The sequence below is a fragment of the Photobacterium sanguinicancri genome, from assembly GCF_002265265.1.
Taxonomy (GTDB): domain Bacteria; phylum Pseudomonadota; class Gammaproteobacteria; order Enterobacterales; family Vibrionaceae; genus Photobacterium; species Photobacterium sanguinicancri.
In genome coordinates, this window is sequence record NZ_NOIF01000021.1 from 25,746 (window position 1) to 41,365 (window position 15,620).

Below are 15,620 nucleotides of genomic sequence, written 5' to 3' on the forward strand. Positions count from 1 at the left end.
GATAATCCGTATCAAGAAAAAAAACAGACTGCTGAGGTTTAAAAAATGACAAATAACTCACAATGGATTAACACTGCTATTCGTAAAATTGAAGCGGATTACCAACGCTCAGCAGACACGCACCTTATCAAATTAGACATTCCAATCCTCGACGGTATTGATATTTATTTAAAAGATGAGAGTACGCACCCAACAGGTAGCTTGAAACATCGCTTAGCACGCTCACTCTTTCTTTATGCACTTTGTAATGGCTGGATCAATGAAGACACTCCAATCATTGAATCATCATCAGGTAGCACTGCCGTGTCTGAAGCCTACTTTGCACGTTTGCTTGGTCTTCCTTTTATTGCCGTTGTACCGCGCAAAACAGCCTGTAAAAAAATAGAACAAATAAAATTTTATGGTGGCCAAGCCCATTTTGTGGATAGCCCTAGCGAAATTTATGACGAATCTCGCCGCTTAGCAAAAGAGATGAATGGTCATTACATGGATCAGTTCACCTTTGCTGAGCGGGCCACTGACTGGCGGGGAAATAATAATATTGCCAACAGCATATTCAGCCAGATGGCATTAGAAGAGCACCCTATTCCACGCTGGATTGTGATGAGCCCAGGCACTGGCGGTACATCTGCGACCATCGGCCGTTACATTCGCTATCAAATGCACACGACACAACTGTGTGTGGTTGACCCTGAAAACTCTGTTTTTCACGAATTTTATAAAACACAAAATGCAGCACTCGTTGGTGATAAAGGCAGCCGTATTGAAGGCATAGGCCGCCCGCGTGTAGAGCCCAGCTTTATTGCAGGAGTAGTCGATGAAATGCGCACTATCCCTGACGCTGCCAGTGTGGCAACAGTACACTGGTTAGAAAAACTATTAGGCCGTAAAGCTGGAGCTTCTACTGGTACGAACCTTTATGGTGTATTGCAATTGGCCATTGAAATGAAACAACGCGGCGAGACAGGTTCAATTGTGACCTTGCTATGTGACAGTGGTGAGCGCTACTTAGATACCTATTTCAATCTAGAGTGGGTACGCGAAAACATTGGTGATATCTCAGGCTACTTACAACAACTTGAGCAGTTTGAGCAAACAGGTGAATTCAACTAGTCATTAACACCTCGTAAATAGGAAGATACAGAAGCCGTAATACATGTTTACGGCTTTTTTTAACGTCGTATATTGGCCCCTTTATCGTTTCTTTATCCATGCTTATTCCTGCTTACTTCCTTCTACACTCAGGGTAAGGTAGCATTGCCTCGCCAATAGAAAATCTGCTGTTGGCCTCTCTTTGAAAGGCCCTTTTCTCACCATGATTAAGGGTGCCAGAACAAAGATAGATCCCTACCGACTGTTTTTCGGTACGAACACTTTGAAGGACAAAGATTCATGCGCAAAGCCGTAGTTGTTTTTAGTGGTGGTCAAGACTCCACTACTTGCCTTATCCAAGCCATTGCCCAATACGATGAAGTACACTGTATTACATTCGATTATGGTCAACGTCATAAGCTTGAAATTGAAGTAGCCGAATCTATCTGTAAAGAACTCAACATCACTGCACATAAAGTGATGGATGTTGGCTTATTGAATGAATTGGCAATTAGCTCATTAACTCGCGATAGCATTGAGGTTTCACACGAGCTGCAAGCCAACGGCTTACCGAACTCTTTTGTGCCAGGCCGTAATATCCTATTTCTAACACTGGCGGGGATTTACGCTTACCAAATTGGTGCTGAATCTGTCATTACTGGTGTGTGTGAAACAGACTTTTCGGGTTACCCTGATTGTCGTGACGAATTTGTGAAATCACTTAATCAGTCATTGGTATTGGGAATGGATAGAACTTTCACTATCGAAACGCCTTTGATGTGGCTTAATAAAGCCGAAACGTGGGCTTTAGCAGATCAAAAACATCAGTTAGATTTTGTTCGCGAGAAAACACTGACTTGTTACAACGGCATTATTGGTGATGGCTGTGGTGATTGCCCGTCTTGTGATCTTCGCCGTGCTGGTCTAAAAGACTATTTAGATAATCGCGCGGAAGTGATGGCGTCATTAGTCAGTAAGCAGCAATAGCGTCAAATCAGCAACATTAAATATGCAGAAAAAAAACGGAGCGCGAGGCTCCGTTTTTATTCAAGTCGACACTTTAAGCGCTAACTTCTTGAGTTAGTCGCGGTAAAGAGCGAACTCGTCTTGGCAATCGATCAATTGCTCACGTGTCATCATGAATACACCATGACCACCGTTTTCAAATTCGATCCAAGTGAATGGAATGTTCGGGTATTGTTCTTCCATGTGGATCATGGAGTTACCCACTTCACAGATCAAAACACCATTCTCTTTCAAGTAATCAGGTGCATTTGACAAAATACGGCGAACCAACTTCAGACCATCACTACCCGCCGCTAAACCAAGCTCAGGTTCATGACGGAATTCGTCAGGCAGGCTATCCATATCTTCTTGATCCACGTAAGGTGGATTTGTCACGATAAGGTCGTAAAGGTCTTTTGGTACATCACGTAATAGATCCGAACGCAGTGGAATCACTTGCTGCTCTAAACCATGATCCGTGATGTTTTGTTCTGCTACTGCCAGTGCGTCGGTAGAGATATCAACAATATCGACCTCTGCTTCTGGGAACATATGCGCTGTTGCGATACCAATACAACCGCTGCCCGTACACAAATCCATGATACGTGTTGGACGTTCTTTTAAAAATGGTTCAAAGCTGTTTTCAATCAGCTCACCAATAGGTGAACGTGGAACAAGTACACGCTCATCAACAAAGAACTCTAATCCACAGAAATAGGCTTTATTCGTTAGGTACGACACAGGAGTACGTTCGTTAATACGACGAATAACACGCTCAACAATGCGTAAACGCTCGCTGCTTGTTAAACGTGACTCACGCACATCTGATGGAATATCTAGCGGCAAATACAATGTTGGAAGCACAAGCTGAACAGCTTCATCCCACGCATTATCAGTACCATGACCATAAAAAAGACCCGCAGCATTGAAACGACTTACCGTCCAACGTAGCATGTCTTGCAATGTATGAAGTTCGTTGACGGCTTCGTCGACAAAAATCTTATCCAAAATAGCCTCCGAATGACGCTACAATACCGCTATCGAGTTGTTGGAAATTCATTATGACTAAAAAAGATCCTGCGTTGGAAGATGACTTCTCTCTCTTCCAAGATGCGGTAAAGGGCGTAAAAAAGTTGACGCATGATACCATAATCACATCACGCCGACAGAGCACAAACGTCAATAAGCCCAAAGTCTCGATAAAAGAAACTCAAAACCATGAGTTTTATTTCTCTGACGAGTTTGAGCCTCATTTAAATGAGAACGGGCCAATGCAATATGCCCGCACTGGCGTGTCTAAATATGAAGTGAAAAAGCTTCGCCGTGGGGTATATGTGCCTGACATGTATCTAGATATGCATGGTATGACACAGCAAGAAGCGAAGCGAGAGCTGGCCGCAATGATTGCCGCCTGCATCAAAGAAAAAGTGTCTTGTGCCTGTGTTATGCATGGTATTGGCAAGCACATTCTGAAAGCCAAAGCACCGCTATGGCTAGCACAACACCCAGATGTTATGGCTTTCCACCAAGCACCACTGGAGTTTGGCGGCAATGGTGCCTTATTGGTCTTATTAGACATCCCTGAGCGTTAATACTTATTTGGTAAATTAACGTGCGCAGGAAAAACAAAAAAACGAGGAGACCATTGGTCTCCTCGCTTCTTCTTATCAACGATAGCTTTAATGGCTCACACTAAAACTACCCCATTGATAACTAAATATGTGTATTGGCCTAATAAACGAATTTAGCCAGTGCGCCAACGTTAATCACTTTCCCTTCTTTAATTAACGTAACTTCACCACTTTTGCAGATTTGCATACGTGTTTTTAATGCACCTTCGCTGTAGTAGTGTTCACAGTCACCATTACGTGCACTGTCGATACGTGAAAAAATCGCGATACCGCCACCATTGCGACCGAAAGAGTCTGGCGCAGCGAACGTTAACGTGCTGCCAGATGCCGATATGTGCATTTCTTCACTGAAGCCATTAGCCCATTTAATTGCACCATTTGCATTGATGCTTGGCCCTTGATGTGGTTGAACACAACCAAAAAGAAACAGAGTGCAAATTACTGCCAGAAGTTTTGTTTTCATTACCGCTATTCTTTTGTTGAAGGTGCTAATGACGATCTTGGTCTACGCCAAACCATCCCTTGTGGTTACCTTATCGGCAATCCTTTCCGTTTCTTAAGCAAAAACTGCACCAACAAGAAAAGATCGCGAATAATGATATAGCACGGTGAATTAACCGTGCGGAATCGCTTGTTCAAGGAAGGTAGCAACGTCAGTGTCTGGATTATATTCTACAGACGCAATCGCTGATGTTTGGAACATTGGGGGCTGTATACCGGCAACTAACTCTGCCGTTAAGTAACCCACTAATGGCAAGTGTGATACAACCAATAAAGTGTCGGGGCGTTCGACACCAATAACGGCTTTAATGTACGCAGCAACCTGTTCGGCTTCACCATAGGGTGTAATGTCATCCACTGTCATTACTTTCGCCGCAGATGGTAAGCAATCGACCATGGTTTGCCACGTTTGTTGCGCACGTAAGTATGGGCTTACCCATACCATATCGAGTTGGCCATCTAGCTGCTCTGCTAAATGTTCCGCCATTTGACGTGACTGCGACTCACCTCGTGGTGTGAGGGGGCGCTCGGCATCACTTGGGGCAAAGTTTTGAGCTTCACCATGACGCATAATAAAAATTCGCATGATCTAATCCGATACTCTATTTCGTCACAATGCTAACAAGCCTTGCCGATGCTGAATAGCTATTGCGGCAATTCTATTCCTATTCCGTGACCTCAGAAACGCTATTTTCAACTAGCGTTTCTTCAAATGTCCGTTAATAGACTCGCAATAATCCTTTGATTATCATTTGTACGTAATAACCCATGTTAATTGCTCAATTAAAAAGTGATAAAAATGATAATAAAGTCAACATAGTTAGCGTGTTAAGTTTGCCAGCATGAAGGTTGAGCGTCATAATTAGCCTAATTATCATAATAATATAGGCTCTCCTGTGCACATTAGTCCGAATGATCCCAAACAGTATCGCTGTCTGACCTTGCCTAATGCGCTCAAGGTCTTATTAGTACATGATGAAGATGCTCCCCGATCTGCAGCCGCATTAACGGTCAATGTAGGCCATTTTGATGACCCTATCGACCGTCAAGGGATGGCTCATTTTCTTGAACACATGCTGTTTCTTGGAACGGAAAAATACCCAGTCATCGGCGACTTCCAAACCTTCATTAATCGCAGTGGCGGCAGTAACAATGCGTGGACAGGTACAGAAAATACCACCTTCTTTTTTGAAGTCAGTCCTCACACTTTTGAAGAAGGACTAGATCGCTTCGGTCAGTTTTTTACGGCGCCCTTATTTAATGAAGATGCTGTCGACAAAGAAAGACAAGCCGTTGACTCCGAGTACAAATTAAAAATAAAAGACGATGTACGTCGCTTATATCAAGTACATAAAGAAACCACCAACCCCGCTCACCCATTTTCAAAGTTTTCTGTCGGGGATCTAACAACACTCAATGATCGCGATCAGTCCTCGGTACGCGATGAGCTCATCAACTTTTATCAAACCCATTATTCAGCCAGTGTGATGGGCTTAGTCTTACTTGGCCCACAGTCATTAGACGAGCTGGAGCAATATACCACTGACTTTTTCAGCCTCATTCCTTCAAACGGTTTGCCGCGCCCTAAAATTGACATACCGTTAGTCACCGAAAAAGAAACAGCTCGTTTCATACAAATCGAACCCATTAAAGAAGTTCGTAAGTTAACACTGTCTTTCACTATGCCATCAGTCGATGCTTTTTATCATAAGAAACCCTTGTCTTACATTGCCCATTTGCTGGGTAATGAAGGGCAAGGTAGCCTGATGTCATATTTGAAAAAACGAGGGTTAATCAACACCCTTGCAGCAGGTGGCGGTGTGAGTGGCGATAACTTCCGTGAATTTACAGTGGGATTAAACCTGACACCCAAAGGGCTTGAAAACATCGATGAAATCGTTGAATCGGTTTTCCAATACATTGAATTAATTAAAACACAGGGCTTAAACGAGTGGCGCTATAACGAAAAACGTTCAGTGTTAGAGTTTGCATTCCGTTATCAAGAAAAAAGCCGCCCACTTGATACCGTCAGTTATTTAGTGATGAACCTACTACACTACACGCCTGAAGATATCGTCTATGGCGATTACATGATGGCGGAATATGATGAAGAGCTTATTCAAGGTTTATTAGGGTACCTTAAACCTGACAACATGCGTTTAGTGCTCGTGGCACAAGGCCAGCACTATGACCAAATTGCCCAGTGGTATCACACACCTTACTCGGTAGTACCCTTTACTGACGCTCAACTGAGTCGCTGGCAAAATGTTACCGTATCGTCTGAGTTAACGCTGCCCGAACCGAACCCATTTATTTGTGAAAGCCTAGATCCGCACCCACTTGCAGACAATGCCGAACAGCCCCCCGAACTTATTCAAGATTTACCAGGGTTTCGTTTATGGCACAAACAAGAGCATGAATTCCGCGTACCTAAAGGGGTGGTCTATGTGGCGATTGATAGTCCACACGCTGTTAGTTCACCCCGAAATATTGTCAAAACACGTTTATGTGTAGAGATGTTATTAGAAGCAATTAATGAGAGTACCTACCCTGCTGAAATCGCAGGCATGTCTTATAACTTATATGCGCACCAAGGCGGTGTAACATTACAACTGTCAGGCTTTAGTGAAAAACAAACCTTATTGATGAAACTGATTCTGGATAAGTTTGGCAATCGTAACTTTGACCCAGAGCGTTTTCGTAACATCAAAGCACAGATGCTTCGCAATTGGCGTAATGCTGCGGAAGACAAGCCCATATCCCAACTCTTCAATGAACTTACGGGGTTATTACAACCCAATAATCCGCCTTACCCAGCATTAATTGAAGCGTTAGAATCCATAGAGCTGGATGAGCTCCCTGAATTTGTTGAAGCCATGTTTGCCGAGCTTCATATCGATACTTTCGTCTACGGTAACTGGCTAAAAGACGATGCTCTCGCACTGGCGGAAATACTCAAAGATGCTTTCCGGGTTACCGACCAACTATATGGCGAAGCACAACGCCCATTAGTGCGTTTAGGCGAAGGCGGCACACAAACGCATGAGATCAGTTGTAACCATGCTGACTCAGCCATTTTGATGTATTACCAATCGCGAGAAACGACACCGCGTAAAATCGCCATCTATACGCTGGCAAATCACTTGATGTCGACCACCTTCTTCCATGAATTACGTACCAAGCAGCAATTAGGCTATATGGTGGGGACCGCCAATTTACCGCTTAACCGCCACCCAGGGCTGATCTTATACATTCAATCCCCTGTTGCTGGGCCAAGTTACTTGTCTGAAGCGATTGATGATTTCACCAATGAATTCGCATTAGTGTTACTCGAATTAAATGAAGAACAATGGCAAGCCAGTAAACAAGGGTTAATTGCCCAAATATCAGACCCTGATACTAACTTACGCACCCGCGCCCAACGATTCTGGGTGAGTATTGGTAACAAGGACGAAAGTTTTAATCAGCGTCAGAAAGTCATTGAAGCGCTAAAATCGTTAAGTCGTGCCGACATGGTGCGTTTCATTGTTGATATCGTCAAACCCCGAACGGCAAACCGTGTGGTCATGCATTGCCAAGGTGGTGCACATGCGAATCTTGAGCCATTAAATATAGGCCAACCTATCGACTCTATTGATGAGTTCAAAAAACAAGCGCGTTAACCTCATTTCGACGACATTTACCTAACGGCCAGTTACTCTCTGGTCGTTTTTTTATTCTATTCCGCAACAGAGAATTTCAGCGCCTTTGCTATATTTCTTTTTAGAACAATAAATAAGCTAAAAAAGCCCTATACGAGAAGCATTTCTTATCGACACAATTAACACAGTGAATTGCCAGCTTGTATTGAAGACCTACAATCACAGATCTTTGTTACTGATAAGGACGTCATTCATCTACTAAAGGTTAATGATGAAACATGTCTGCCCTCACTGTAAGCGCAATATCCATGCGCCTCTTTTAAGCCAATACGAAGAATCGTTTCGCTGCCCACATTGCCAACAAGAGCTAATGCACGATGAGCTCGATATTCTTATCTATGCTTTTGTTACTATTATTTTGTTTTCGACCATTGCCGTTGTCGTTTTGCACTTACACGTTTTCATTGCACTTAGTCTGGCCTTACTGCTTTATCATTTTATTCGGCCTCGCTTTATCGAAAGCCATTTTCGTTTACGCTCTTACCCTAAACCACCAACAAGTTGATATTAAAACAATGAGTGATAGTGACGATGAAAGACGCCCCCATAAAAAAGGTCTGCACAAGGCAGACCTTCAATAAAGCGCGTCACTGATAAAACGTGCAGGTATTAGTACAAATCAGCTACGAATAAAAGGTTTGGCCTTCATTCGCCATCGCCACCAACTTATCGCATGGCTGGAAGCGTTCACCGTATTTATCAGTGCAGTCAGTTAATAGCTCGACAATACGCTCGATACCCACTTGATCCATATAGCGGAATGGGCCACCTAAGAATGGTGGAAAACCAATACCAAAAATTGCCCCAATATCACCATCACGCGCCGATTTAATCACACCTTCATCTAGACAGCGGGCAGCTTCGTTAAGCATCATTAAGCTACAACGCTGAGCGATATCAATTGCGGCAGCATGCTGCTGTGGCTCAATATTCAGCAGTTTATACACGGTTTTATCGACTTCTTTTTTCTTACTGTCGTACTTATAGAAGCCTTTACCCGTTTTTCTCCCCTTACGGTTATCCGCAAGCAACACATCGAAAACGTCTGGACCTTGGAAACGCTCACCCAATTCAGCGACAAGGATCGGCATGATTTTCGCGCCAATATCAACACCAACTTCATCAAGTAACGTAATAGGACCAACAGGGAAACCAAAATCAAGCAAGGCATTATCAATATGCTCAATCGGTTCGCCAGCCATTAACACCGACGCGGCTTCATTCATGTATGGTGCCAGTATGCGGTTTACGTAAAAACCTGCTTTATCGCCAACAACAATCGGGGTTTTACCCTGCTTCTTCGCGAGTGCGACTACGGTGGCGATAGTTTGCTCTGATGTCCCTTCGTGTGGAATAACTTCAACTAAGGGCATCTTTTCTACTGGGCTAAAGTAATGTAAGCCAACCACATTTTCAGGACGTTCAGCTGCTTGAGCGATTTGATGAATAGGTAGCGATGAAGTATTGGTTGCGAAGATCGTCTGCGCGTTGCCGTTTTCCTCGATTTCTTTCACCATTTGATGCTTAAGATTCAAATCTTCAAATACCGCTTCGATAACCACATCAACATGATTAAAGCCAGTGTAGTCGGTACCACCTGAAATAGAGAGCATCTTAGATTGCTGCTCTGCTTTACTAATAATGCGGCGCTTACGCTGCTTCTCTAACAGTTTAAAGTTGTAGTTCATGGCATTTTTAATGCCATCATTAGCAATATCTTTAATGCGAGTCGATAGCTTAGCTTTAACGGCCGATACATGGCTGATCCCGCCCCCCATTAAACCACCACCTAATACGCCAATCCGCTTAACCGTTTTAGGTTCAGCATCAGCTCCATGCTCTTTCTTCATGGCTGTCGTAGCAAAGAAGATGCTGCGCAGTGCAGCAGATTCTGGGCTCATGACCAGTTCACCAAAGCGTTTCGCTTCAAGATCAAAGCCTTTTTTCAAGTCATCTTGCAAGCCGACTTTAATCACTTCAAGAATTGCATCAACCGCAGGGTAATTACCGCGGGTTTTCTCATGGGTTTTCTTGGCCGCTTGATCAAACACCAATGAACGGCCCAGCGCATTACCACCCAGCGCCCATTCTTGTAGTGAACTTTTACGATTAGGCTTGGGTTTTAGTGCTTGCTTCTCTGCAACATCAAGCAAAATACTCAAGGGGATCGACTCTTCAACTAAACCAATCTTTTTCGCTTTTTTAGCACGTAATTGCTTACCGGTTAAAATCATATCAAGCGAATTAGCAACACCGACCAAACGTGGTAAACGCTGGGTTCCCCCCGAACCAGGCAATAAGCCAAGTTGTACTTCAGGCAAGCCTAATCGAGTCTTATCATCATCAGAACAGACGCGGCTATGACATGCTAAAGCCAGCTCTAACCCACCACCTAAACATGGGCCGTGAATTGCCGCCACCACATGAAACGGTAATGCCTCTAATTGCGAGAACAACACCTGACCTTGCGCGGCCAGTTGCTGTGCTTCTTCTGCTGTTGTACATGCCGCCAACATTTTAATGTCTGCGCCAGCAATAAAATTATCAGGCTTACCTGAATGCACCACCATACCTTTAAGATCTGACTTTGTTTTCAGCTCTTCGAGTACAGTTGTCACTTGATCGACAAATGCTGATTGCAGCGTATTCATTTTTTCATCAGGCACATCGATCTTGAGCCAAGCAACACCGTTATCGCCATACGTTAATGTAAATGCTGATTGTGTCATTACTCTGCCTCCAAAATCATTGCTGCACCTAAGCCACCAGCGGCACATGCGGTATTCAATGCAAATCCACCACCGCGACGTTTTAACTCACGCAGTGTTTGCGTCATCATTCGCGCACCCGTTGCCGCAAAAGGGTGACCGTAAGCGATAGAACCACCAAGGACATTAAATTTATCCATGTCGATTTCACCAATCGCCTCGCTACGACCGAGCTTTTCTTGGGCAAATTTCTTCGAGCCAAACATCTTCACATTCGATAATGCTTGAGCAGCAAATGCTTCATGCATATCGATCAGGGTTAAATCAGATAACGACAACCCTGCGCGATCCAACGCCATCGGTGTCGCGTAAGACGGCCCCATTAACATATCTTGCTCTACGCCAATGGCAGAAAATGCATAAGATCGAATGTAACCAAGCGGGGTAAAACCCAGCTCTTTAGCGCGGCCTTCTCGCATCAGGAGCACAGCAGCAGCACCATCGGTTAATGGCGTACTGTTTGCCGCCGTCACGGTACCAAACTTACGGTCAAACGCCGGGCGAAGTTTGGCATAAGATTCCATACTAGAATCTTCACGAATATTATTATCTTTATCAATCCACTGGCGATAAGGTTCAGGAAAAGCCGTAATCACTTCACCTTGGATCAAACCATCACGCCATGCTTGCGCTGCTAAAGTATGAGATCGGTGCGCTAATGCATCTTGTTCCAAACGGGTAATGCCATGGCTTTTAGCCATCTGCTCCGCCGTTTGTCCCATGCTTAGTCCTGTTGAATATTCAGCAACCGCAGGCGGTACTGGCATTAAATCTTTTAAGCTTAATTTACTGAGCAGCTTTAAACGCTTACTCATGGTTTTTGCTTTGCTTAGCTGCAATAAGGTCGCGGCCATTTTTTTCGACACGCCTATCGGTAATACCGATGATGAGTCAGCACCACCCGCGATACCAATATCAATCGTGCCCGACAAGATACTTTCGCTTACATTGGCTGCTGCTTGAAAGCTGGTAGCACAAGCACGCGTCACACTATAAGCATCTGTACCAATGTGCATGCCAGTACCCAGAACAATCTCACGCGCAATGTTCGGGGCTGCAGGCATTTGCACAACCTGACCAAAGACAACTTGCTCGATCAGCTTAGGATCAATATCGACTTGATTAAGCATTTCATTCACTACCATCTTGCCCATATCAAGCGCAGACACACCATCAAAGGCGGTCGCTTGGCGAGCAAAAGGGGTACGTAATCCACTTACAACGGCGATGCGCTCACCTTGTGAGGTGGTGAGATTCTGGAGACGTGTCATCGCTACTCCTTATTAATGATTAAATTGCAGCTAATTGCGATCCTTACCGTCGTCGACAGCTAACAAGGATCACTAAAATAGAGGTCAGACCACACCAATTGTAATCAATTTGTTATTTAATTCAAACGAATGTTTTAAGAAACATGATGAACATCGATACTTTTAAGCGATAATTTCGCTATTCATCAGCCAGATATTTGAGGAGTTAGAAGGTAATCACAACCACAGTAAAGTAGAAAGCACAGCCCATAGAGAAGAGAAGAGAAGAGAAGAGAAGAGAAACATCGATATTTAAAGTATGAAACTTCATTAGGTATCTTACCTTTACTTAGGTATATACTTTTCTATAGGCAAAAAAAAACCACACCTATATGGTATGGTTATAATTTACGCGGAAAGCAATCTACGTAATGAATATAAAGTCAATTAACATAAAGCCAATTGCAAATCAGGCAATACCTGATAGGAGAAAGTAAAGTCAGCCTTCAAAAGGAAGTTGTCATCTTGCTCAACAGATAGATTCTGCTGCTCGCAACCCTGAATCCTCAGAACTTGCGCTCAACCATCTCTACCAGATGACGAGGACTACTATAACTTGCCTGAGCAGTCATAATTTGAAGCAGATCAATTTTAAGGCTGAAAACACAATTTTTTGATTAACCAACGGCGACAATTCACTCAGATTGCAAGGATAACCATCACTGGTTTAGGCAAAAGTATGATTAAACAATTTTTTCGTAAGAAAAAGCCGGATGCCTCGGTCTCTGTTGATATGAATAAGCAAAGACGATACGAAGCCCTCGTTAGGGCATGGCACCGAGATCTTTACCGATATGCATACTGGCTTTGCCACGATCAGCATATTGCAGAAGATTTAGTCCAAGAAACTTGCTTGCGGGCATGGCGCTCTCTCGACAGTTTACAAGATGACAAAGCAGCTAAAGCATGGTTAATTACCATTCTTAGGCGTGAAAATGCCCGTCGTTTTGAACGTAAACAATTCGATCTAGTTGATATTGATGATTACGCCATTGCTGACACGCACCAGCAAGATAATGAGATGGAATTAGAGCAACAGCAGCTACACCGTCAAATAATGAAGCTAACCCCAGAATACAGAGAACCATTGGTATTACAGGTTATGGCAGGCTTTAGTGGTGATGAAATTGCTGAAATTCTAGATCTAAACCGTAATACCGTTATGACTCGCTTGTTCAGAGCACGAAATCAATTAAAAGAACAATTAGAGAAACAATCCGAACAGAGGGGTCATCACAATGGACGATCTTGAATTCCGTAGGCGTATTCTCGCGGATCCTAACGATAATAGCGCTGAAATGATCGAAGCGAAGAATTCATCCTTGGTGAATAGAAAGCTATCCGATGAATTACAGCAACTCGATACTAAACTTGAAAAAGCACTAAAGGTCGATGTGCCAGACGATCTGGTTGATCGTATTTTGTTCCATCAATCAGGACAAACGCCGGCGAAACCCAAAACAACCCGAGTGCATTTAGCTATTGCAGCATCAGTCGCCTTTGCTTTTGGGGTATTTACGGGGCAATTTGACCAAATCCTATCAAATGCAGAAGTAATACGCTCTGCTGAAGCATCGTCATTAGGGCAAATTGCACTTAGTCATGTACATGCTGAAGCACCATTTATTGATACCATAGATGAATCAGTCCAATTGAGCCAGGTTAACGCCAAACTCAAACCTTTTGGAACAGAATTATCATCATTACCTGGCCATGTGTACTACGTAAATCACTGCTCTTTTGGGGAGCAAAATGCGCTTCACATGGTAGTCGATACACCTGAAGGTAAAGTCACCGTCTTTATTGTTCCAGAACAAAGCCCAACTGTTACTAACTTTAACGATAAAACGATGGGAGGCGTATTACTGCCACTCCGAAATGCCAGTTTAATTGTGGTTGGTGAGAAAGGGGCTGATATGGATCCGGTTGCTAAAACAATAAAGTCTGAGCTTCAATGGCAAATATAAAGCAATACCAATAATTATCCCCCTATAAGGATTGGTTACTTATTGTTCAATAGGTTACGCATTAAAGGCTACGAGATCGCGTAGCCTTTATTCTTTTTTCACATAGACCACGTAAAAGTGTTACCCCTGTTGCATAATAGATTATTACTCCTCCCCTACAGTCGCTCAATTGCTATACAATCCGTAACGAAACGTTAACTTTAGTTAAACGTATCAATAAAATAGCAACTGGTCAGCTTTGATAGACCAGGCTACACACCTACAATCTTGCGCAATCTTCCAAAGTAGAAGATATATCTGCACAAAATAATTAGGAATAATAATAAATATGAACAAGAAGCGTCTGTTTACTAAGTCAATCGTAGCATTGACAGTGGCAATGGCATCTCAGCAAGCGGCAGCTGCTGGTTTCCAACTTAATGGTCAATCGGCAACTGGACTTGGCCGTGCTTTCGCTGGTGATGCGGTAATCGCAGATAATGCATCTGTACTATCTCGTAACGCAGCAGCAATGGCTTTATTCGATGCACCTGCAATCTCTCTTGGCCTTAACGTTATCGATACTGACATCCAAGTTAAAGACATCGATTATAAATTTGCAGGTCAATCTATTCCTGGCCAAAGTAATCAAAGTGTTGGCGGTACTGCATACGTACCAAACATTTACTACATTCACCCTATCAACGACAAATTTACTGTCGGTGGTGGCATCTACTCTAACTTTGGTACTAAAACTGAGTTCGATGACAGCTTTTCTGCCAATGCATTCGGTGGCTTAACTGACGTTAAAAGCATCAACTTCGCGCTAAGCGTAGCTTACCGCATCAATGAGCAATTCAGTGTTGGTGGTGGTTTAGACCTTATCTATGGTAGCGGTAAACTGCAACGTTATGTTCCAGCATTCCAAGTGCCAAACCCAATGGATCCAACAAAACCTATTGATGTACCCAAAACAGATCTAGTTGATATTGATGCTGATGGTTATGCACTTGGCTGGAATATTGGTGGTGTTTACGAAGTAAATGAAGATCACCGCTTTGGCCTATCTTACCGCTACAGCCCAGATCTTGAAGCTTCGGGCGATCTGAAGCATGCTACCGACGATATCTCTAACGACAAGCTAATCATGCCACTACCTGACATGGCTGAATTCTCTGGCTTCCACAAACTCAACGACCAGTTCGCAGTTCACTACAGCGTACAATGGATCCGTTGGAGCGAATTCGACAAGTTGGAAACAACTGGCGGTACAGAGCTGAATAAATACGAGTGGAAAGACGGTTGGCACTACGCACTCGGTGGTACTTACTACCTAAACAACGATTGGGAACTGCGTGCGGGTTACATGTACGATACTAGTGCACAAGATAAGCTAACATCAATCTCTGTACCTGATTCAGATCGCCAATGGCTATCTGGTGGTTTCACCTACCATATTGATAACAAATCAAACATCGATTTTGGCTTGACTTACCTTATGGGCAAAGATATTAACGTTGAAGAATCAAAAATGCCAGTTGGAAGCGTAACAGCAACTACGCGTGCTAATGCATGGCTATACGGCGTACAATACAGCCGTTCGTTCTAATTTCAGCGAACAGTTAAGCCATAATATTTAAGGGAGCCTACTGGCTCCCTTTTTATT

Annotated in this window: 13 protein-coding genes; 8 read left to right on the forward strand and 5 right to left on the reverse strand. The window is 43.5% G+C overall.

Going from position 1 to position 15,620, the window contains the following annotated elements; all coding sequences use genetic code 11:
- The first annotated feature begins 45 nt into the window (after positions 1 to 45).
- Positions 46 to 1,113 carry a PLP-dependent cysteine synthase family protein gene (locus ASV53_RS05540; RefSeq protein WP_094956368.1) on the forward strand — a complete coding sequence of 356 codons (1,068 nt, stop codon included), beginning with the start codon at positions 46 to 48 and terminating at the stop codon, positions 1,111 to 1,113.
- 279 nt (positions 1,114 to 1,392) lie between these two features.
- Entirely contained in the window at positions 1,393 to 2,079 is a 687-nt protein-coding gene (gene queC, locus ASV53_RS05545; RefSeq protein WP_094956369.1) for a 7-cyano-7-deazaguanine synthase QueC, read from the forward strand.
- Between the two features lie 93 nt (positions 2,080 to 2,172).
- On the opposite strand, the gene prmB is transcribed toward queC, so the two are convergent.
- Positions 2,173 to 3,105 carry a 50S ribosomal protein L3 N(5)-glutamine methyltransferase gene (prmB, locus tag ASV53_RS05550; RefSeq protein WP_094956370.1) on the reverse strand — a complete coding sequence of 311 codons (933 nt, stop codon included), beginning with the start codon at positions 3,103 to 3,105 and terminating at the stop codon, positions 2,173 to 2,175.
- Between the two features lie 53 nt (positions 3,106 to 3,158).
- On the opposite strand from prmB, the gene smrB reads away from it, so the two are divergent.
- Entirely contained in the window at positions 3,159 to 3,689 is a 531-nt protein-coding gene (gene smrB, locus ASV53_RS05555) for an endonuclease SmrB (RefSeq protein ID WP_062689779.1), read from the forward strand.
- Between the two features lie 139 nt (positions 3,690 to 3,828).
- Here smrB and ASV53_RS05560 read toward each other — a convergent pair whose 3' ends face one another.
- On the reverse strand, positions 3,829 to 4,191 hold the full coding sequence (locus tag ASV53_RS05560; RefSeq protein ID WP_189337830.1) for a hypothetical protein: 363 nt from the start codon (positions 4,189 to 4,191) through the stop codon (positions 3,829 to 3,831).
- Positions 4,192 to 4,341: 150 nt separating this feature from the next.
- Complete coding sequence (gene sixA / locus ASV53_RS05565) at positions 4,342 to 4,815, reverse strand: phosphohistidine phosphatase SixA (RefSeq protein ID WP_094956371.1); 474 nt, start codon at positions 4,813 to 4,815, stop codon at positions 4,342 to 4,344.
- A 310-nt stretch (positions 4,816 to 5,125) separates the two neighbouring features.
- Between sixA and ASV53_RS05570 the strand changes: the two genes are divergently transcribed.
- A complete protein-coding gene (locus ASV53_RS05570; protein ID WP_094956372.1) occupies positions 5,126 to 7,891 on the forward strand; it encodes an insulinase family protein in 2,766 nt (921 codons plus the stop codon).
- Positions 7,892 to 8,138: 247 nt separating this feature from the next.
- Complete coding sequence (locus ASV53_RS05575; protein ID WP_141226230.1) at positions 8,139 to 8,435, forward strand: hypothetical protein; 297 nt, start codon at positions 8,139 to 8,141, stop codon at positions 8,433 to 8,435.
- A gap of 118 nt (positions 8,436 to 8,553) precedes the next feature.
- On the opposite strand, the gene fadJ is transcribed toward ASV53_RS05575, so the two are convergent.
- Positions 8,554 to 10,659 (reverse strand): fatty acid oxidation complex subunit alpha FadJ, encoded by a 2,106-nt coding sequence (gene fadJ, locus ASV53_RS05580; protein ID WP_094956373.1) that lies wholly within the window; start codon positions 10,657 to 10,659, stop codon positions 8,554 to 8,556.
- Positions 10,659 to 11,969 carry an acetyl-CoA C-acyltransferase FadI gene (fadI, locus tag ASV53_RS05585; protein WP_094956374.1) on the reverse strand — a complete coding sequence of 437 codons (1,311 nt, stop codon included), beginning with the start codon at positions 11,967 to 11,969 and terminating at the stop codon, positions 10,659 to 10,661. The genes fadJ and fadI overlap by 1 nt, the downstream gene beginning before the upstream one ends.
- A 718-nt stretch (positions 11,970 to 12,687) precedes the next feature.
- Here fadI and ASV53_RS05590 point away from each other — a divergent pair.
- From ASV53_RS05590 to ASV53_RS05600, 3 genes are all read left to right on the forward strand, one after another.
- Positions 12,688 to 13,260, forward strand: a complete 573-nt coding sequence (locus ASV53_RS05590; protein ID WP_094956375.1) for a sigma-70 family RNA polymerase sigma factor — start codon at positions 12,688 to 12,690, stop codon at positions 13,258 to 13,260.
- Positions 13,247 to 13,975 (forward strand): DUF3379 domain-containing protein, encoded by a 729-nt coding sequence (locus ASV53_RS05595; protein WP_094956376.1) that lies wholly within the window; start codon positions 13,247 to 13,249, stop codon positions 13,973 to 13,975. The genes ASV53_RS05590 and ASV53_RS05595 overlap by 14 nt, the downstream gene beginning before the upstream one ends.
- A gap of 328 nt (positions 13,976 to 14,303) precedes the next feature.
- Positions 14,304 to 15,563: an outer membrane protein transport protein gene (locus ASV53_RS05600; protein WP_094956377.1), complete on the forward strand. Its 1,260-nt coding sequence runs from the start codon at positions 14,304 to 14,306 to the stop codon at positions 15,561 to 15,563.
- Positions 15,564 to 15,620 lie beyond the last annotated feature (57 nt).